The sequence below is a fragment of the Mycobacterium sp. Soil_C_30 genome, from assembly GCF_057656995.1.
In genome coordinates this window covers 120,533-138,729 of sequence record NZ_JBDGJH010000017.1, presented here as the reverse complement: position 1 = coordinate 138,729, position 18,197 = coordinate 120,533, and the positions used below count along the sequence as shown (strand labels likewise).

General features: G+C 67.3%; 18 protein-coding genes. 14 read left to right on the top strand and 4 right to left on the bottom strand.

Annotated features, from left to right (window positions below; all coding sequences use genetic code 11):
• Window position 1: 1 nt before the first annotated feature.
• Together AC3A6P_RS26215 and AC3A6P_RS26210 are read right to left on the bottom strand one after the other, a co-directional pair.
• Window positions 2–259, bottom strand: a complete 258-nt coding sequence (locus AC3A6P_RS26215; RefSeq protein WP_487694953.1) for a DUF5703 family protein — start codon at window positions 257–259, stop codon at window positions 2–4.
• The gene (locus AC3A6P_RS26210) at window positions 256–1,230 is read right to left on the bottom strand and encodes a YncE family protein (protein ID WP_487694951.1); all 975 of its coding nucleotides are present in this window, start codon (window positions 1,228–1,230) and stop codon (window positions 256–258) included. Before AC3A6P_RS26210 ends, AC3A6P_RS26215 begins: the two co-directional genes overlap by 4 nt.
• Window positions 1,231–1,386: 156 nt before the next feature.
• Here AC3A6P_RS26210 and AC3A6P_RS26205 point away from each other — a divergent pair, with 156 nt between their 5' ends.
• The 5 genes from AC3A6P_RS26205 to AC3A6P_RS26185 all read left to right on the top strand — a co-directional run bounded on the left by AC3A6P_RS26205 (window position 1,387) and on the right by AC3A6P_RS26185 (window position 4,765).
• Window positions 1,387–1,686: a hypothetical protein gene (locus tag AC3A6P_RS26205; protein WP_487694950.1), complete on the top strand. Its 300-nt coding sequence runs from the start codon at window positions 1,387–1,389 to the stop codon at window positions 1,684–1,686.
• A 105-nt stretch (window positions 1,687–1,791) separates the two neighbouring features.
• The gene (locus tag AC3A6P_RS26200) at window positions 1,792–2,622 is read left to right on the top strand and encodes an undecaprenyl-diphosphate phosphatase (RefSeq protein WP_487694990.1); all 831 of its coding nucleotides are present in this window, start codon (window positions 1,792–1,794) and stop codon (window positions 2,620–2,622) included.
• A complete protein-coding gene (locus tag AC3A6P_RS26195; RefSeq protein WP_487694949.1) occupies window positions 2,619–3,311 on the top strand; it encodes a histidine phosphatase family protein in 693 nt (230 codons plus the stop codon). Before AC3A6P_RS26200 ends, AC3A6P_RS26195 begins: the two co-directional genes overlap by 4 nt.
• 64 nt (window positions 3,312–3,375) lie before the next feature.
• Complete coding sequence (locus tag AC3A6P_RS26190; protein WP_487694947.1) at window positions 3,376–3,963, top strand: DUF3090 domain-containing protein; 588 nt, start codon at window positions 3,376–3,378, stop codon at window positions 3,961–3,963.
• Window positions 3,947–4,765, top strand: a complete 819-nt coding sequence (locus tag AC3A6P_RS26185; protein ID WP_487694946.1) for an SCO1664 family protein — start codon at window positions 3,947–3,949, stop codon at window positions 4,763–4,765. The genes AC3A6P_RS26190 and AC3A6P_RS26185 overlap by 17 nt, the downstream gene beginning before the upstream one ends.
• Here the strand turns inward: AC3A6P_RS26185 and AC3A6P_RS26180 are convergent.
• Entirely contained in the window at window positions 4,762–5,229 is a 468-nt protein-coding gene (locus AC3A6P_RS26180) for an META domain-containing protein (protein WP_487694945.1), read from the bottom strand. The genes AC3A6P_RS26185 and AC3A6P_RS26180 overlap by 4 nt on opposite strands.
• A gap of 115 nt (window positions 5,230–5,344) precedes the next feature.
• Here AC3A6P_RS26180 and AC3A6P_RS26175 point away from each other — a divergent pair, with 115 nt between their 5' ends.
• From AC3A6P_RS26175 to AC3A6P_RS26165, 3 genes are all read left to right on the top strand, one after another.
• A complete protein-coding gene (locus AC3A6P_RS26175; protein ID WP_487694944.1) occupies window positions 5,345–6,112 on the top strand; it encodes a 3'(2'),5'-bisphosphate nucleotidase CysQ in 768 nt (255 codons plus the stop codon).
• 20 nt (window positions 6,113–6,132) lie between these two features.
• Window positions 6,133–7,371: a cysteine--1-D-myo-inosityl 2-amino-2-deoxy-alpha-D-glucopyranoside ligase gene (gene mshC, locus AC3A6P_RS26170; RefSeq protein ID WP_487694942.1), complete on the top strand. Its 1,239-nt coding sequence runs from the start codon at window positions 6,133–6,135 to the stop codon at window positions 7,369–7,371.
• Between the two features lie 112 nt (window positions 7,372–7,483).
• Complete coding sequence (locus AC3A6P_RS26165; RefSeq protein WP_487694941.1) at window positions 7,484–8,923, top strand: DUF1254 domain-containing protein; 1,440 nt, start codon at window positions 7,484–7,486, stop codon at window positions 8,921–8,923.
• Here AC3A6P_RS26165 and AC3A6P_RS26160 read toward each other — a convergent pair.
• A complete protein-coding gene (locus AC3A6P_RS26160; protein ID WP_487694940.1) occupies window positions 8,920–9,864 on the bottom strand; it encodes a PAC2 family protein in 945 nt (314 codons plus the stop codon). The genes AC3A6P_RS26165 and AC3A6P_RS26160 overlap by 4 nt on opposite strands.
• A gap of 309 nt (window positions 9,865–10,173) precedes the next feature.
• On the opposite strand from AC3A6P_RS26160, the gene metH reads away from it, so the two are divergent.
• The 6 genes from metH to AC3A6P_RS26130 all read left to right on the top strand — a co-directional run bounded on the left by metH (window position 10,174) and on the right by AC3A6P_RS26130 (window position 18,195).
• On the top strand, window positions 10,174–13,938 hold the full coding sequence (gene metH / locus AC3A6P_RS26155; protein ID WP_487694938.1) for a methionine synthase: 3,765 nt from the start codon (window positions 10,174–10,176) through the stop codon (window positions 13,936–13,938).
• A gap of 271 nt (window positions 13,939–14,209) precedes the next feature.
• Window positions 14,210–14,893 carry an HAD family hydrolase gene (locus AC3A6P_RS26150; protein ID WP_487694937.1) on the top strand — a complete coding sequence of 228 codons (684 nt, stop codon included), beginning with the start codon at window positions 14,210–14,212 and terminating at the stop codon, window positions 14,891–14,893.
• A 99-nt stretch (window positions 14,894–14,992) separates the two neighbouring features.
• Entirely contained in the window at window positions 14,993–16,462 is a 1,470-nt protein-coding gene (locus AC3A6P_RS26145) for a sugar porter family MFS transporter (protein ID WP_487694936.1), read from the top strand.
• A gap of 27 nt (window positions 16,463–16,489) precedes the next feature.
• Complete coding sequence (locus tag AC3A6P_RS26140; RefSeq protein ID WP_487694934.1) at window positions 16,490–16,771, top strand: phosphoribosyl-ATP diphosphatase; 282 nt, start codon at window positions 16,490–16,492, stop codon at window positions 16,769–16,771.
• A 5-nt stretch (window positions 16,772–16,776) separates the two neighbouring features.
• The gene (hisG, locus tag AC3A6P_RS26135; RefSeq protein ID WP_487694989.1) at window positions 16,777–17,622 is read left to right on the top strand and encodes an ATP phosphoribosyltransferase; all 846 of its coding nucleotides are present in this window, start codon (window positions 16,777–16,779) and stop codon (window positions 17,620–17,622) included.
• A 93-nt stretch (window positions 17,623–17,715) separates the two neighbouring features.
• On the top strand, window positions 17,716–18,195 hold the full coding sequence (locus AC3A6P_RS26130) for a DUF4126 domain-containing protein (RefSeq protein WP_487694932.1): 480 nt from the start codon (window positions 17,716–17,718) through the stop codon (window positions 18,193–18,195).
• Window positions 18,196–18,197 lie beyond the last annotated feature (2 nt).

The window sequence follows — 18,197 nt, the reverse complement described above, 5'->3', positions numbered from 1 at the left end:
ACTACAGCTCCGGCAGATCGTCGGCGTTGGGGTTCTGCACGCGGGACTTCTTGCGCCGCAACAACACTCGTCGGGTGCCGTCGGTGTACAGCCGGACTTTGGTCAGTTCCCAGCCGCGGTATTCGGCTTCGATGGACAACCGGGTGGACGCGGTGAGCCGGGTGACGTCCGGTGGCAGCCGCAGCGGCACCCACTCGTAGTCGTCGGACAGGTCCACATCCCAGCCGATCGGCATCCGGCCGCGCCGCGCGGCCGTCACGGCGCACCTGCCGCAGATTCGATCGCCTGGACCCCGGCACCCGAGCCCGACACCACGAACAGGGTGCCGGTGGTGTCGTCGAAAGCCAAGAAGTCGGGTTGCTGCACAGTTGGGTAACGCACCTTCTCCACAGGTATTCCAGTCGCCAGATCGTATCCAACGACGAGGTTCGTCGCGGTCTGTGACACCCAAGCCAGGTCCGAAGATCCGGTCAGGCCGTACGGGGCGGCCGGCACCGGGTACCGCTGGCGCATGATCAGCGGGTCCACCCCGAAGACCAGCAACTCGTCACCGCGGGTGTCGGTCACCAGCAGCCGGCCCTCCGGGTCCGCGGCGATGGTGGTGGCGCCGTCGCCGGCCCGCAGCGCCTGCTGCGCCCGGCCTTCGGTGTCGACACTGGTCACCGAGGTCTGCCCGCGGTCGAGCACCACCGTGGTGTCACCGACGGTGGCCAGCGAGTCCACCCGGGCGAAGATCTCCACACGGTGCTCCACGGTGGGTGCGCCGTCGGGCGCCAGCAAGAAGACCGCGCCGTCGGCGCTGCCCAGCACCACCCCGCCGTTCTGCCGCAGCGCGATGGCGGTGAAGTCCACCTCGGGCGAGTCGCTCACGTCGACGCGTTCCGAGGTACCGGTTGCCAGATCGACACGCAGATAACCGCCGCGGGTGGACACGTATGCCGTGCCGTCGTCATCGGTGGTCAGGGCGGTTGCGCGCGCCGGCAGTGCCACGGTGCGAGACGACGCCCCCAGCACGGTCAGCGCACTGGCCGCGTCAGTCGAGGTCAGCACCACCAGAGCGGAGACGCCGCTGTCGAAGACGGCCGCCGTGGGCAGGCCCGGCAGGGGCCGGACGGTGCCGGCCGGCGGTACGGCGGCGGGGGGAGAGGCGGCCGGACGGGCCGGCTCGATTGTCGGTGGCGCAGTGTCGACGGGGTTCGACGAACACGACACGGTCGCAAAAGCGAACATCGTCAGCATCGCTAGCCGTAAAGCGACAGACAGGGTTCTAATACGTTTCAATGAAATGGCCTACGGGTAACTCTCGCGCGTGCTGATGAACTTCTCCTGGACGAGTAATTCTAGGAAACGCTACGCACAGTTGCGTATTGACGGTATGGTCAATCCATGACTTTGGCCCCCGAGAGAGACGTCAGAGGTGGTTTCTTCTTCGAAGACATCACCCCGGGGATCCATGCCAGTGGGTTCGGTGAAGTCGGCGACGGCCGCAGTTTCTCGTTCCACGTAGAGCGGCAGATGCTCGTCGTCGAGGTGTACCGCCCCCGGCTGTCCGGCCCGGTGCCGCACGCCGAGGACGTGGTGGCGACCGCCAGCAGGGGGCTGGTGGACATCGATGTCACCGATGAGCGCAGCATTGCTGCCGCCGTGCGCGATGCGGTGTCCGCCGCGCAACCGGTTCCACGCTGACACGGCTCGGCGCCCAGACGCTGCCCACGGTACGGTCGGTGCAGCAGTTCGGCGTGAGGTAGCCGACGGGGAGGAGCCCAAGCGTTGGACAGTGCAGTTTCGGCGATGTCGTGGCTGCAGGTAATCGTTCTGGCCATCGTTCAGGGACTCACCGAGTTCCTTCCGGTGTCCTCATCGGGACACCTGGCCATCGTGTCGCGGGTGTTCTTCGACGACGACGCCGGAGCGTCGTTCACGGCCGTGACGCAGCTGGGCACCGAAGCCGCGGTGCTCGTCTATTTCGCCAAGGACATCGGCCGCATCCTGGTGGCCTGGTTTGCCGGTCTGCGTGACGCAGCCCGCCGCAACGCCGACTACTGGCTGGGCTGGTGGGTGATCATCGGCACCATCCCGATCTGTGTGCTGGGCCTGTTGTTCAAAGACCAGATCCGCAGCGGCGCGCGCAATCTCTGGCTCGTCGCAGGAGCACTCATCGTCTTCGCGTTCGTCATCGCGGCCGCCGAATACGTGGGCAGGCAGACTCGCAAGGTGGAGCAACTCACCTGGCGCGACGCCGTTATCGTCGGCTTCGCGCAGTGCCTGGCGCTGGTGCCCGGCGTGTCGCGTTCCGGCGCGACCATCAGCGCCGGGCTGTTCCTCGGCATGGAGCGTGAGCTGGCCGCCCGATTCGGCTTCTATCTGGCGATCCCCGCGGTGCTGGCCTCCGGCCTGTTCTCGCTGCCCGACGCGTTCGCGCCGGTCACCAGCGGTATGAGCGCCAGCGGCGCCCAGCTGCTGGTGTCGATCCTGATCGCCTTCGTCGTGGGCTACGCGGCCATCGCCTGGTTCCTCAAGTTCTTGGTCAAGCACGGGATGTACTGGTTCGTCGGGTACCGCGTGGTGCTCGGTGCGGTGGTGCTGATCCTGCTCGGCACCGGTGTGGTGGCAGCCACATGACGGTGATCTTGTTGCGCCACGGGCGTTCCACGTCGAACACCGCGCACACGCTGGCGGGCCGATCCGCCGGCGTCGACCTCGACGACAAAGGCCGCGAACAAGCCAGCGGTGTGGTGGAGCGGGTGGGCGACCTGCCGATCAAGGCGCTGGTGCGAAGTCCGCTGTTGCGCTGTGAGCGAACGCTTGAGCCGCTGGCCGCCAAACTGGGTCTGGAGCCGGTGGTCGAGGATCGGCTCGCCGAAGTGGACTACGGCGCGTGGACCGGCCGCAAGATCGGCGAGCTGGTCAAGGAACCCCTGTGGGCGGTGGTGCAGCAACAGCCCAGTGCGGCAGTGTTTCCCGACGGCGAAGGCCTGGCGCAGGTGCAGGCTCGCGCCGTGGCCGCGGTGCGTGAACACGACAAGCGGCTCGCCGAGGAACACGGTGGTGACACCCTGTGGGTGGCCTGCACCCACGGCGACGTCATCAAGAGTGTGTTGGCCGATGCGTTGGGCACTCACCTGGACAGCTTCCAGCGCATCACCGCCGACCCGGCGTCGATGAGCGTCATCCGGTACACCCCGCTGCGGCCGTTCGTGATTCACGTCAACCACACCGGCGCCGGACTGGCGTCGGTGCTCACGGCCCCGCCGCCCGAGAAGACCGAAACCGACTCCTCCGACGCAGTTGTCGGCGGATCCACCGACTGAACTCCGTGAGGGGAGCTTCGCCCGATTACTGCCGACGTCGTTCACCCGGTATTTTGGAGGAGTCATGGCGCGCGCAATTCACGTCTTCCGAACACCCGACCGCTTCGTCGCCGGGACTGTCGGGCAGCCCGGAAACCGCACGTTCTACCTGCAGGCCGTGCACGACTCGCGGGTCGTGTCCGTCATGCTGGAGAAGCAGCAGGTTGCGGTGCTCGCTGAGCGCATCGGCGCGCTGCTGGTCGAAGTGAACCGGCGGTTCGGCACTCCGCTTCCTCCTGAGACCTCCGCTGTGGAGGACCTCAGCCCCCTTGTCACCCCCGTCGACGCGGAATTCCGGGTCGGCACCATGGGGCTGGGCTGGGACTCCGAAGCGCAGACCGTGGTGGTCGAGCTGCTCGCGGTCACCGACACCGAGTTCGATGCCTCCGTGGTGCTCGACGATGCCGAGGACGGCCCCGATGCGGTGCGGGTGTTTCTCACGCCCGAGTCGGCGCGACAGTTCGCCAACCGGTCCAACCGGGTGATCTCCGCGGGACGGCCGCCCTGCCCCCTGTGCGAGGAACCGCTGGATCCCGAGGGGCATATCTGCGTGCGCACCAACGGATACCGCCGTGCGGAGCTGTTCGGGTCAGACGATGACCCCACACCCTGACGCCGAAGGTTTACTCGAACAGGGTGAGCTGACGGTGCTGGGACGTATCCGTTCCGCCAGCAACGCCACCTTCCTGTGCGAAGCCTCCCTCGACGGCGACACCGCCGTCCATTGTGTGTACAAGCCCGTCGCCGGTGAGCAGCCGCTCTGGGATTTCCCGGACGGCACCCTGGCCGGCCGGGAGCGCGCCACCTATCTGGTGTCCGCGTTCTTGGGCTGGAACATCGTGCCGCACACCATCATTCGCGAGGGGCCGGCCGGCCCGGGAATGTGTCAGCTGTGGGTGGACCAGCCCGGCGACGCCGATGCCGCCGAGGCTCCCACCACCCTCGATCTGGTGGACCTGTGCCCGGTCGAGCACCTGCCCCCCGGTTACCTGCCGGTGTTACGCGCTCAGGACTACGCGGGCGACGAGGTGCTGCTGATCCACGCCGACGACGCCCGGCTGCGACTGGTCGCGGTGTTCGACGTCCTGGTCAACAACGCCGACCGCAAGGGCGGGCACATCCTGCACGGCGTCGACGGCCGCGTCTACGGCGTCGACCACGGGCTGTGCCTGCACGTCGACGACAAGCTGCGCACCGTGTTGTGGGGCTGGGCAGGCAAGCCCATCGAGGACGACACGTGCGAGTCGGTGTCGCGGCTGGTCGACGCGCTCGACGGCGACCTCGGTGAGCAGTTGGCCGAGCACATCACGCCGATGGAAGTGGTGGCACTGGCAGTGCGGGCCAGCGAGATGCTCGACAACCCGGTCATGCCCACCCCGGACCGGCGCAGGCCCATTCCCTGGCCGGCGTTCTAGACCGGCCGCCAGCTGAGGATGCCCCCGTCCAGCATCAGGGACATGTGCAATTGCTCACCCTTGAAGATGTAGCCACGCACATGCGGCAGGGCCGCGGACACCTCCTGGTCCAGGGACGGGGCGGGGCAGCCCATCAGCGTTGTCGCGATCGGGCCGAATGTCAGCGAGCCGGTGGTGCCGTCCCCGGTGGGCGCCGCCTCGAAGGTGCCGCTGCCGGAATTGCAGTCGAGCTGGAACGCCGCGCGGCCGTCCTCGCCGAAGGCCACCGTGAATGTTGCTTGGTCGGGAACCGGGGTGACGCCCTGGGCGTCGTTCATCGACTCGATCTGCACCAGTTCCCAGCTGGTGCCCACCAGCGAACGCGGCTCGGGCTCGGTGCTGCAGCCGGTCAGCGACCCGAGGGCCGCTACAACCGCCGCCGCGGGAATCCACACTCGATACGGTCCCGATCCGAACCCGACCATCTGATCTCGCTGTTCTGCTGAGTGGCCCGACGCCGACCGTCGTGTCAGCACGCAATCTACCTGCGCTGACCGCCCCGCTCAGACCTTCGGCCGCCAGGCCCCGGATACTGGGACGGTGACACCTCAGACCGACGCAGCGCTGGCGGCCGATCTGGCCGAGGACGCGGGCAAACTCCTGCTGGCGCTGCGCGACGAGGTGGGTTTCGACTATCCGTGGTCGCTCGGCGACGAAGGGGACAGCCGCGCCAACAAGCTGCTGCTGCGCCGGTTGCGCGCCGAACGGCCAGGTGATGCGGTGCTCAGTGAGGAAGCTCACGACGATATCGGCCGCCGCTTGAGCGCCGACCGGGTGTGGATCATCGACCCCGTCGACGGCACCCGGGAGTATTCGCTGCCCGGCCGCGCGGACTGGGCGGTGCACGTGGCGTTGTGGCAGCGCACCGGCGGCCCCGACGGCCGGATCACCGATGCGGCGGTGTCGTTGCCCGCGCGTGGCGAGGTGTACCGCACCGACACGGTGGCCGCTGGGCCGCGGGCGCATTCCGGGCCCATTCGAATCACCGCGAGTGCCAGTCGTCCACCGAGGGTGCTGTACCGGATCGCCGAACAGGTGGACTTCGAGATGGTGCAGATCGGTTCGGCCGGCGCCAAGGCGATGGCGGTGGTGCGCGGCGACGTCGACGCCTACATCCACGCTGGTGGCCAGTGGGAATGGGATTCCGCCGCGCCCGCGGGCGTGGTGCTGGCGGCCGGTCTGCACGCCTCGCGCATCGACGGGTCACCCATGTTGTACAACCGCCCCGACCCGTACCTGCCCGATCTGTTGTTCTGCCGCCCCGAGCTCGCCGACGTGCTGCTGGGTGCCATGCGGTTGGCCGGCTGACGACCCCCTAGAGTCGAGCTATGCGATCGTGGTCGGCCGGCGAGGTTCCGGAACTGCCTGGACGGGGTCCGGGTCTACGGCTTTTCGACACCGCCGACCGGCAGGTGCGCCCGGTGTCGCCCGGCGAGACGGCAACGATGTACGTGTGCGGCATCACCCCTTATGACGCCACCCATCTCGGTCACGCCGCGACCTACCTGACCTTCGATCTGGTGCACCGGTTGTGGCTCGACGCCGGCCACGGGGTGCACTACGTGCAGAACATCACCGACATCGACGACCCGCTGTTCGAGCGGGCGGACCGGGACGGGATCGGCTGGCGCGAGCTCGGCGACCGCGAAACCCAGTTGTTCCGAGACGATATGGCCGCGCTGCGGGTCCTGCCGCCCCGGGACTACATCGCGGCCACCGAGGCCATCGCCGAGGTCATCGAGCTCGTGGAGAAGATGCTGGCCTCGGGTGCGGCCTATGTGGTCGACGACCCGACCTACCCCGACGTGTACTTCCACGCCGATGCCACCGAGCAATTCGGCTACGAGTCGGGGTATGACCGCGACACCATGCTGACGTTGTTCACCGAACGTGGTGGTGACCCCGACCGCCCGGGCAAGGCCGATCCGCTGGATGCGCTGATGTGGCGCGCCGAACGCGCCGGTGAGCCGGCGTGGCCGTCGCCGTTCGGGCCGGGCCGGCCGGGCTGGCACATCGAGTGCGCGGCAATCGCGTTGAGCCGCATAGGTTCCGGCCTCGACGTCCAGGGCGGTGGCAGCGACCTGATGTTCCCGCATCACGAGTTCTCGGCCGCGCACGCCGAATCGGTGACGGGGGAGCGGCGCTTCGCCCGGCACTACGTGCATGCCGGCATGATCGGCTGGGACGGACACAAGATGTCCAAGAGCCGCGGCAATCTGGTGCTGGTGTCCCGGTTGCGCGCCGACGGGGTGGATCCCGGGGCCATTCGCCTGGGCCTGTTCGCCGGTCACTACCGGGAGGACCGGTTCTGGAGCCCCGAGGTGCTCGCCGAGGCGCAGGCCAGGCTGGCCCGGTGGCGTGAGGCCACCGCACTGCCCGCAGGGCCGGACGCCTCGGACGTGATCGCCCGCGTGCGCCGCTACCTCGCCGACGATCTCGACACCCCGAAAGCGCTTGCCGCCCTCGATGGTTGGAGCACCGACGCGCTGCAGTACGGCGGGCACGACGCGGAGGCGCCACGGCTGGTCGCCACCGCCGTCGACGCCCTGCTCGGCATCAAACTCTGAACACCCCGCTGAACACCCACCACCCCCCAAGCGCGAGCGCGCGCGTCTGTACGGCGACACGCCGGGGACGCCGTACAAGAACGCGCGCTCGTTCGCGTGCCACGCTGCTTGAATGAGGATCTGGCTCGCGCTCTGCGCCGTCGTACTGCTGCTCGCGGGCTGCGCCACCGAAAGCACCACCGACCGGACCTCCACAGCGCCGCCGTCGCCACCGCCGCCGACATCGATCAGCCCCAGCGACGCCCGCGCGATCGCCAAAGAGGCGTACATCTACGGGTTCCCGATCGTCGACAACTACCGCATCCAGTACTCCTACTTCGTCGACGAGCAGGACCCCGAGTACAAGGGCGTCTGGAACCAGATCCACAGCACGGCCCGCGTCTTCACCCCCGAGGACAAGGCGATCCAGACCCCCAACTCCGACACGCCGTACTCGATGCTCGGCGCCGACCTGCGCACGGAACCCCTGGTGCTGACCGTGCCGCCGATCGCCCAGGACCGCTACTACTCGCTGCAGTTCATCGACGGCTACACCTACAACATCGCCTATGTCGGCAGCCGCACCACCGGCAACGGCGGCGGCAAGTACCTGCTGGCCGGCCCCAACTGGCAGGGCGACACCCCCGAAGGCATCAACGAGGTGATCCGCTCCGACACCGAGCTGGCCGGCGTCATCTACCGCACCCAGCTGTTCGGGCCGTCGGATCTCGCCGAGGTGGAGAAGATCCAAGCCGGCTATCTGGTCGAGCCGCTGTCGGCCTACCTGGACCAGCCGCCGCCCACACCGGCGCCGCCCATCGACTTCGTGCCCCCGCTGAGTCCCGAACAGCAGAAGACCTCACCGCAGTTCTTCGAGATCCTGGATTTCGCGATGCAGTTCGCCTCGGGGCGACCCGGCGAGGAGGACATGCTCAGCCGGTTCGCCAGCCTCGGCATCGGACCGGACGGCGACTTCGCCGCCGACAAGCTGACACCGGAATTGCGCGCGGCTGTCGAGGGCGGCATGGCCGACGCCTGGTCGGAGCTGCAGACTCTGCAAAAGGAGCAGGTCGAGACCGGCAAGCTGAGTTCGGCCGACCTGTTCGGCAGCCCGGAGCAGATCGGGGACAACTACCTCTACCGGATGGCCGGGGCCGCCTTCGGCATCTACGGCAATTCCAAGGACGAGGCGATCTACCCGACCACCGACGTCGACGCCACCGGCGCGCCCCTGACCGGTGCCGACCGCTACACCTACCGATTCGCCCCCAATCAGCTGCCGCCGGTCAACGCGTTCTGGTCGCTGACCATGTACCAACTGCCGCAGAGCCTGCTGGTGGACAACCCGATCCAGCGGTTCCTGGTGAACTCGCAGACGCTGCCCAGTCTGGTCGCCGACCCCGACGGTGGATACACGCTGTACCTGCAGCACGAATCGCCCGGCCGGGAGCGGGAGGCCAATTGGCTGCCTGCGCCGGAGGGGCCGTTCCGACTCGTGCTGCGGTTGTACTGGCCCAAACCGGACGCGCTCAACGGCACCTGGCAGGCGCCCAAGCCGGAAAAGGTGAGCTAGCCCCGGAAGCCGGGCCCGCGTCTGCGCAGGTAGCGCTCGAACTCCGCGGCCAGCGCGTCACCGTCGATCTTGCCGATCACTTCGTTCATGTCCACCTCGGCGTCGCCGCGCTGCTCGAGGGAGGCGACGTACTCGGCGATCTCTTCGTCCTCGGCGGTCATCTCCGTGACCGCCTCTTCCCACTCCTCAGCCTGCGTCGGCAAGTCTGCCAGGGGCACCTCGATGTCCAGCACGTCCTCGACGCGGCGCAGCAGCGCGACGGTGGCCTTCGGGTTGGGTGGTTGGGACACGTAGTGCGGCACCGCCGCCCAGAACGTCACCGCCGGGATCCCCGCCGTCACGCACGCGTCCTGGAAGACGCCGGCGATTCCGGTCGGCCCTTCGTAGCGGGTCTCCTCGAGACCGAAGAACTTCGCTGATTCGGGGGAGTACGCCGCGCCCGAGACCGGAACCGGGCGCGTGTGCGGCGTGTCGGCCAGTAACGCGCCCAGGATGACGACGGTGTCGACATTCAGCTTGTCGGCGATGGCCAGCAGTTCGGCACAGAACGTCCGCCAGCGCATGTTCGGCTCCACACCGTGCATCAGCACGATGTCGCGGTCGCTGCCGGGCGGGCGGCAGTGCGAAATCCGCATGGACGGCCAGGCGAGTTCGCGCGTGACGCCGTCGATCTGCCGGATCACCGGCCGATTCACCTGGTAGTCGTAGTACGACTCGTCGTCGATCTCGACGATGGTCTCCGCTTCCCAGATGGCGTCCAGGTGTTCCAGCGCGTCACTGGCCGCGTCGCCAGCGTCATTCCAGCCCTCGAAGGCAGCCACCACGATGGTGTTGTGCAGTTTGGGCAGATCGGTTCTGCGCGGATCCGCGGGTGTCACCAATTCAGCGTAAGGCCTGCGACGCACGGAAGGGCCACCAGGCGCGACGCAGGTGTGCACCATCGAGCGATTATTCTGAGCGGGTGCCTGCATCTGACAAGATCCGCTACGGCACCGACCTGCTGGACATGTTGTCCCAGCGTGTGGGTGACGGTGCGGCGAAATACGTTCAGCTGCAATCTGGTTAACCAGGGTGGCGACGACGTCGCCGCCGGGGTCCATCGCAGCGATGAGCTGGGCGTCCAGACGTCGAACGGGTGACGTCGTAGACTCATCGAGGTCGAGAGGCGTTGCAACGGTTCCAGGTCCCCCCTGGTATCCGCCACGCTCGGCAGAGTCAAGGACGCCTTCCGCTACGGAAGGAGTGCGCACGTGAACGCCGTCAAGTCGGACACCTCTGTGTCAGACACCTTTGTGCCGAACATCCGCCCGGACTGCACGGTGGAGCTGACGGCCGCGCTGCGCGAGCGAATCATGGTGATCGACGGCGCGATGGGCACGGCGATCCAGCGGGACCGCCCGGATGAGGCCGGCTACCGCGGCGAGCGGTTCACCGAGTGGCCGACCGCCCTGCAGGGCAACAACGACCTGCTCAACCTGACGCAGCCGCAGATCATCGAGGGAATCCACCGCGAGTACCTCGAAGCGGGCGCGGACATCCTCGAGACCAACACGTTCAACGCGAATGCGGTCTCGCTGTCGGATTACGACATGCACGAGCTGGCCTACGAGCTGAACTACGCCGGCGCCGCCCTGGCACGGGCGGCGGCCGACGAATTCAGCACCCCGGACAAACCCCGCTACGTCGCCGGCGCCATCGGACCGACGACACGGACCGCGTCGATCTCACCGGACGTCAACGACCCCGGAGCCCGCAACGTCTCCTACGACCAGCTGGTCGCCGCCTACCTGGAAGCGGCCAACGGCCTGGTCGACGGTGGTGCCGACCTGCTCATCATCGAGACGATCTTCGACTCGCTGAACGCCAAGGCGGCGGTGTTCGCCATCGAGACGCTGTTCGAGCAGCGCGGCCGCCGCTGGCCGCTGATCATCTCGGGCACCATCACCGACGCGTCCGGCCGGACGCTGTCCGGTCAGGTCACCGAGGCATTCTGGAACGCGATCAGGCATGCCAGGCCGCTCGCCGTGGGCCTCAACTGCGCCCTGGGCGCGCCGGAGATGAGGCCTTACATCGCCGAAGTGGCGCGGATCGCCGACACATTCGTCTCCTGCTACCCGAACGCCGGGCTGCCCAACGCCTTCGGCGAGTACGACGAGTCCCCGGAGGCTCAGGCCGGCTATATCGCCGAGTTCGCCGAGGCCGGCCTGGTGAACCTGGTCGGCGGGTGCTGCGGCACGGCGCCGCCGCACATCGCCGAGATCGCCAAGGTCGTCGACGGCAAACCGCCTCGCGAGCTGCCGGAGATCCCCGTGGCCACCCGGCTCTCCGGTCTGGAGCCGCTCAACATCACCGACGACTCGCTGTTCGTCAACATCGGTGAGCGCACCAACATCACCGGCTCCGCCCGGTTCCGCAACCTGATCAAGGCCGAGGACTACGACACCGCGCTGTCGGTCGCGTTGCAGCAGGTGGAGGTCGGTGCGCAGGTCATCGACATCAACATGGACGAAGGCATGATCGACGGCGTCGCCGCGATGGACCGGTTCACCAAGCTGATCGCGGCCGAACCGGACATCAGCCGTGTCCCGGTGATGATCGACTCCTCCAAATGGGAGGTCATCGAGGCGGGCCTGAAGAACGTGCAGGGCAAGCCGATCGTCAACTCGATCTCCATGAAGGAGGGCGAGGAGAAGTTCATCCGCGAGGCCCGGCTGTGCCGCAAGTACGGCGCCGCCGTCGTGGTGATGGCCTTCGACGAGCAGGGCCAGGCCGACAACCTGGAGCGCCGCAAGGAGATCTGCGGGCGGGCCTATCGGATCCTGACCGAAGAGGTCGGCTTCCCGCCCGAGGACATCATCTTCGACCCGAACTGCTTCGCGCTGGCCACCGGCATCGAGGAGCACGCGACGTACGGGATCGACTTCATCGAGGCGTGCGCCTGGATCAAGGAGAACCTGCCGGGAGTGCACATCTCCGGTGGCATCTCGAACGTGTCGTTCTCGTTCCGCGGCAACAACCCGGTCCGCGAGGCCATGCACGCGGTGTTCCTGTTCCACGCCATCAAGGCCGGCCTGGACATGGGCATCGTCAACGCGGGTGCGCTGGTGCCGTACGACTCGATCGACCCCGAGCTGCGCGACCGCATCGAGGACGTCGTCCTGAACCGTCGCGAGGACGCCGCCGAGCGGCTCCTGGAGATCGCGGAGCGGTTCAACAGCAAGGACAAGGCCGACGACGCGGTTGTCCAGGAATGGCGCAGCCTGCCGGTCCGCGAACGGATCACGCACGCGCTGGTCAAGGGCATCGACGCGCACGTCGATGACGACACCGAGGAACTGCGGGCCGAGATCGAGGGCGCCGGCGGCCGCCCGATCGAGGTGATCGAGGGCCCGCTGATGGACGGGATGAACGTCGTCGGCGACCTGTTCGGTTCGGGCAAGATGTTCCTGCCGCAGGTCGTGAAGTCTGCCCGGGTGATGAAGAAGGCCGTCGCGTACCTGCTGCCGTTCATCGAAGCCGAGAAGGCGGAGAACGGCACAGCCGACTCCAAGGACACCAACGGCACCATCATCATGGCGACCGTCAAGGGCGACGTCCACGACATCGGCAAGAACATCGTCGGGGTTGTCCTGCAGTGCAACAACTACGAAGTGATCGACCTCGGTGTGATGGTGCCCGCGAGCAAGATCCTGGACGCGGCCAAGGAGCACAACGCTGACATCATCGGGCTGTCCGGCCTGATCACCCCGTCGCTGGACGAGATGGTCAACTTCGCCGTCGAGATGGAACGCGAGGGGCTGCAGATCCCGCTGCTGATCGGTGGCGCCACCACCTCGCGCGCCCACACCGCGGTGAAGGTGTCGCCGCGTCGGTCTGGTCCGGTGGTCTGGGTCAAGGACGCCTCCCGTTCGGTGCCGGTGGCCGCCGCACTGCTCGACGACAAGCAGCGGCCGGCCCTGCTGGAGGCCACCGAGAAGGATTACGCGGCCCTGCGCGAACGGCACGCCCAGAAGAACGAGCGGCCGATGCTGACGTTGGAGAAGGCCCGCGCCAACCGCACGCCGATCGAGTGGGACGGCTACACCCCGCCGGTGCCCGCCCAAGGCCTCGGCGTGCGGGAGTTCTCCGACTACGACCTCGCCGAGCTGCGCGAGTTCATCGACTGGCAGCCGTTCTTCAACGCCTGGGAGATGAAAGGCCGCTTCCCGGACATCCTCAACAACCCGGTCTCGGGCGAGGCCGCCCGCAAGCTGTACGACGACGCCCAGGAGATGCTCGACACCCTGATCAAGGAGAAGTGGCTGACCGCCAACGGGGTGATCGGATTCTTCCCCGCCAACGCGGTCGGCGACGATGTCGAGGTCTACACCGACGAGACCCGCACCGAGGTGCTGACCACGCTGCACAACCTGCGCCAGCAGGGCGAGCACCGCGACGGCATCCCGAACCGGTCACTGGGTGATTTCATCGCGCCCAAGGACACGGGTCTGGCCGACTACGTCGGCGCGTTCGCCGTCACCACGGGGCTCGGCAGCGGTGAGAAGATCGCCGAGTTCAAGGCGGACAACGACGACTACAACGCGATCCTGCTGGAGTCGCTCGCCGACCGGCTGGCCGAGGCGTTCGCCGAACGGATGCACCAACGGGTCCGCAAGGAGTTCTGGGGGTATCAGCCCGACGAGCAGCTGGACAACCAGGCGCTGATCGATGAGAAATACCGGGGAATCCGCCCAGCGCCGGGTTACCCGGCCTGCCCGGAGCACACCGAGAAGACGACGCTCTGGGAGTTGATGGACGTCAAGGAGCGCACCGGTATCGAGCTGACCGAGTCGATGGCGATGTGGCCTGGTGCTGCCGTCAGCGGCTGGTACTTCTCGCATCCGCAGTCGCAGTACTTCGTGGTGGGCCGGTTGGCGCAGGACCAGGTGGCCGACTATGCCAAGCGCAAGGGCTGGACGCTGACCGAAGCCGAGCGCTGGCTCGCGCCCAATCTCGGCTACAACCCGGAGGACTGATCGCAATCGAGTGTCACACCAGGGCGGGAAATTCGACCGGATCCCGCCTTGGAGTGACACTCGATCCGGTTCGCACGGCTGCCGGTGAGACCTGTCACAAATCCGGAGGCGCGGCCCCGGCCGGGTTGCCGGAGGGAGGACGGATGTCGTTGGCGCCCAACGTGATCAGATGGTCGACGAACGCGCGTGACGATGTTGCCTGTGGCCCCGGTCACCGGAACGGCGATGACACCACGGTCGTCACCGGTCCGGCAATGAAACAATGGTGGCCATGCGTGCAGTGCTCTGGGACATGGATGGCACACTGGTCGACTCCGAAAAGCTCTGGGACATCTCGATGCACGCGCTCTACGAGCGGATGGGCGGGGTGCTGACCCCCGAGGTGCGCGAGTCGACCATCGGTGGTTCCGGAGCGGGCGTCATCCGCATCGTCTACGACGATCTGGGACTCGAGCCCGACCCGGCCGCCATGACGGAATCCATGGACTGGCTGTTCAACTACACCGGTGAGCTGTTCGCCTCCGGCCTGCCGTGGCGCGACGGTGCCCGCGAGCTGCTCGAGGAACTGCGGGCTGCCGACGTGCCGATGGCCTTGGTGACCAACACCTATCGCGACCTGGCCGAGAAGGCGTTGAACAGCATTGGCCGCCAGTTCTTTACGGTCACGGTGTGTGGCGACGAAGTTCCGCACGGCAAACCGGCCCCCGATATCTACATGCGGGCGGCCGAACTGCTCGGGTTCGACACCCGAGAGTGCCTGGCGGTCGAGGACTCGGTGACGGGAACGCTGTCCGCCGAGACGGCGGGATGCCCGGTGCTGGTGGTACCCAATGAGGTCGAGGTTCCCCTGAGCCCGCGGCGCAAGCACGTGAGTTCGCTGAAAGACCTGGGTGTCGGCGGGTTACGCGCCGTGCACGAACAGCTGGAGACCCAACTCGGCGAACGCACCGCCTGAGCGCCGAACTCCGCTGGCCGATACGCCCAATTTCGCGGTTTGACTGTGCCATCGTGTGGTAACACACGTTGCGCAGCGTTGCGGAAAGAAGGTTGTGTCATGGCTGGTCACGGCGGTCCCATAGACAACACTCCGTCGGCCATCACCGACGCGGACTTCTCGTCGGGCAAGACCGCTGTCCGAATAGCGTCTGTCGCTGCCCTGGGTGGCCTGTTGTTCGGTTATGACAGTGCCGTCATCAACGGCGCGGTGGACTCCATCCAGGAAGACTTCGGCATCGGCAACACCGAACTCGGCTTCGCTGTCGCCTCGGCCCTGCTCGGCGCTGCCGCCGGCGCCATGACCGCCGGCCGGCTCGCTGACAAGATCGGCCGTATCTCGGTGATGAAAATCGCCGCCGTGCTGTTCTTGATCAGCGCCTTCGGTACCGGTTTCGCGCACGAAGTCTGGACTGTGGTGGTGTTCCGGATCGTCGGCGGTATCGGTGTCGGCGTGGCCTCGGTCATCGCGCCGGCGTACATCGCCGAGACGTCGCCGCCGTCCATCCGCGGCCGGCTGGGGTCACTACAACAGCTGGCCATCGTGTCCGGCATCTTCTTGTCCTTCGCCGTCAACTGGCTGCTGCAGTGGGCCGCCGGTGGGCCGAACGAACCACTGTGGCTGGGACTCGACGCCTGGCGCTGGATGTTCCTGGCCATGGCGGTGCCCGCGGTGCTCTACGGCGCTCTGGCGTTCACCATCCCGGAATCGCCGCGCTATCTGGTTGCCAGCCACAAGATCCCGGAGGCCCGCCGGGTGCTGAGCACATTGCTCGGGCAGAAGAACCTGGAGATCACCATCCACCGCATCCAGGAGACGCTGGAGCGCGAGGACAAGCCGTCCTGGAAGGATCTGCGCAAACCCACCGGCGGCATCTACGGCATCGTCTGGGTGGGCCTGGGGCTGTCGATCTTCCAGCAGTTCGTCGGCATCAACGTCATCTTCTATTACTCCAACGTGTTGTGGCAGGCCGTCGGGTTCAGCGCCGACGAGTCCGCCGTCTACACGGTGATCACCTCCGTCATCAATGTGTTGACGACGCTCATCGCGATCGCGCTGATCGACAAGATCGGCCGCAAGCCGCTGCTGCTGATCGGTTCCACGGGCATGGCGGTCACGCTGATCACCATGGCGGTGATCTTTGCCAACGCCGCGGTGGGCCCGGACGGCACTCCGAGCCTGCCCGGTGCCTCCGGGGTGATCGCGTTGATCGCCGCGAACCTGTTCGTGGTGGCGTTCGGTATGTCGTGGGGCCCGGTGGTCTGGGTGCTGCTCGGCGAGATGTTCCCCAACCGCATCCGCGCTGCCGCGCTGGGCCTGGCCGCCGCGGGGCAGTGGGCGGCCAACTGGCTGATCACCGTGACCTTCCCCGGCCTGCGTGAACACCTGGGCCTCGCGTACGGCTTCTACGGCCTCTGCGCGGTGCTGTCCGGCGTCTTCGTCTGGAAGTGGGTCATGGAGACCAAGGGCGTCTCGCTGGAGGACATGCACGCCGAGGTGCTCCACGACACGAAACCGGCAGCCACCTGATACTCGTTTTCGCCGGCCTGCGACCCCGTGAAAGAATCGCAGGCCGTGAAGACCTTCGAGGAACTGTTCGCCGAACTCGGTGAACGCGCACGCACCCGGCCCGCAGGTAGTGGCACCGTCGCTGCACTGGACGCCGGCGTGCACAGCATCGGCAAGAAGATCCTCGAAGAGGCCGGAGAAGTGTGGCTGGCCGCCGAGCACGAACCCGATGATGCGCTGGCCGAAGAGCTCAGCCAGCTGTTCTACTGGGCGCAGGTGCTCATGGTCAAGCGTGGCCTGTCGCTCGACGACGTGTACGGAAAGCTGTGAACGGCATGCTTCGGGTGGCGGTTCCCAACAAGGGCGCACTCAGTGAATCGGCCGCCGAGATCCTGTCCGAGGCCGGTTACCGGCGGCGCACCGATCCGAAGGACCTGACGGTCATCGACCCGGTGAACAATGTCGAGTTCTTCTTCCTGCGCCCCAAGGACATCGCCATCTATGTGGGGTCCGGGCAGCTGGATTTCGGAATCACCGGCCGTGACCTGGCCCGCGAGTCCGACGCTCCGGTGCAGGAGCGCCTGGCGCTCGGTTTCGGGTCTTCGACGTTCCGTTACGCCGCTCCGGCGGGCAGCGAGTGGTCGGTGACCGATCTCGCGGGCAAACGCATCGCCACCGCCTACCCCAACCTGGTCCGTAAAGATCTGGCCGACAAGGGCATCGAGGCGACCGTGATCCGCCTCGACGGGGCGGTGGAGATCTCGATCCAGCTCGGCGTCGCGGATGCCATCGCCGATGTGGTGGGTTCGGGACGTACCCTGCGCCAGCACGGCCTGGTTGCGTTCGGTGAACCGCTGTGTGATTCCGAGGCGGTGCTGATCGAGCGGGCGGGACCCGAATCCGATCGGGCCCGCGACCAGCTGGCCGCCCGAGTGCAGGGGGTGGTGTTCGGCCAGCAGTACCTGATGCTCGACTACGACTGCCCGCGTGCGCTGATCGACCAGGCCACCGCGGTCACCCCGGGTCTGGAGTCACCCACCATCGCACCGCTGGCCGATCCGGACTGGGTGGCCGTGCGCGCCCTGGTCCCGCGCCGCGACGTCAACGCCATCATGGACGAACTCGCGGCCATCGGCGCCAAGGCAATCCTGGCCTCCGACATCCGGTTCTGCCGCTTCTGAGCCCACCCGGCCGCGTTGCCGCCGGTTTCGGCCGGTGCGGCCCGGTTTGCCGTGTTAGCGTCCGGGGGTCGTGACACCGGTCGGGAGGGTCGTATGACGCACGTTCTCGTTCTGCTGGTTGCGCTGTTGATCGGTGTCATCGCCGGTCTGCGCGCTCTCACCCCGCCCGCCGTGGTGGCCTGGGGCGGGTTCCTGGGGTGGATCAACCTCGACGGCACGTGGGCGCAGTGGGTGGCACACCCGATCACCGTCGGTGTCTTCACGCTGCTGCTGGTGGGTGAGCTGATCACCGACCAGCTGCCCAAGACTCCCAGCCGCAAAGTGCCGCCGCAGTTCGCCGCGCGGCTGATCAGTGGTGGGTTCGCGGGTGCCGTCATCGGTACCGCGTGGGGGTACACCTTCGGTGGTCTCGGCGCCGGCGTGGTCGGCGCCGTGCTGGGCACCCTGGGCGGCGCGGCGGCCCGCGGCTGGCTGGCCGGTAAGGCGGGCAAGGACCTTCCCGCAGCACTCGTCGAAGACGTCGTGGCCGTCGTCGGCGGCTTCGGCATCGTGGCGCTGGCATCGGTTCTGTAGAG

Coding starts and splice junctions, on each gene's coding strand:
- AC3A6P_RS26145 (WP_487694936.1), top strand. CDS start 14,993: ATGGCTGGTCACGGCGGTCCCATAGACAACACTCCGTCGGCCATCACC.
- hisG (WP_487694989.1), top strand. CDS start 16,777: ATGCTTCGGGTGGCGGTTCCCAACAAGGGCGCACTCAGTGAATCGGCC.
- AC3A6P_RS26180 (WP_487694945.1), bottom strand. CDS start 5,229: ATGGTCGGGTTCGGATCGGGACCGTATCGAGTGTGGATTCCCGCGGCG.
- mshC (WP_487694942.1), top strand. CDS start 6,133: ATGCGATCGTGGTCGGCCGGCGAGGTTCCGGAACTGCCTGGACGGGGT.
- AC3A6P_RS26210 (WP_487694951.1), bottom strand. CDS start 1,230: ATGTTCGCTTTTGCGACCGTGTCGTGTTCGTCGAACCCCGTCGACACT.
- AC3A6P_RS26205 (WP_487694950.1), top strand. CDS start 1,387: ATGACTTTGGCCCCCGAGAGAGACGTCAGAGGTGGTTTCTTCTTCGAA.
- AC3A6P_RS26160 (WP_487694940.1), bottom strand. CDS start 9,864: ATGGTGCACACCTGCGTCGCGCCTGGTGGCCCTTCCGTGCGTCGCAGG.
- AC3A6P_RS26185 (WP_487694946.1), top strand. CDS start 3,947: ATGACCCCACACCCTGACGCCGAAGGTTTACTCGAACAGGGTGAGCTG.
- AC3A6P_RS26165 (WP_487694941.1), top strand. CDS start 7,484: ATGAGGATCTGGCTCGCGCTCTGCGCCGTCGTACTGCTGCTCGCGGGC.
- AC3A6P_RS26195 (WP_487694949.1), top strand. CDS start 2,619: ATGACGGTGATCTTGTTGCGCCACGGGCGTTCCACGTCGAACACCGCG.
- AC3A6P_RS26190 (WP_487694947.1), top strand. CDS start 3,376: ATGGCGCGCGCAATTCACGTCTTCCGAACACCCGACCGCTTCGTCGCC.
- AC3A6P_RS26150 (WP_487694937.1), top strand. CDS start 14,210: ATGCGTGCAGTGCTCTGGGACATGGATGGCACACTGGTCGACTCCGAA.
- AC3A6P_RS26130 (WP_487694932.1), top strand. CDS start 17,716: ATGACGCACGTTCTCGTTCTGCTGGTTGCGCTGTTGATCGGTGTCATC.
- AC3A6P_RS26200 (WP_487694990.1), top strand. CDS start 1,792: ATGTCGTGGCTGCAGGTAATCGTTCTGGCCATCGTTCAGGGACTCACC.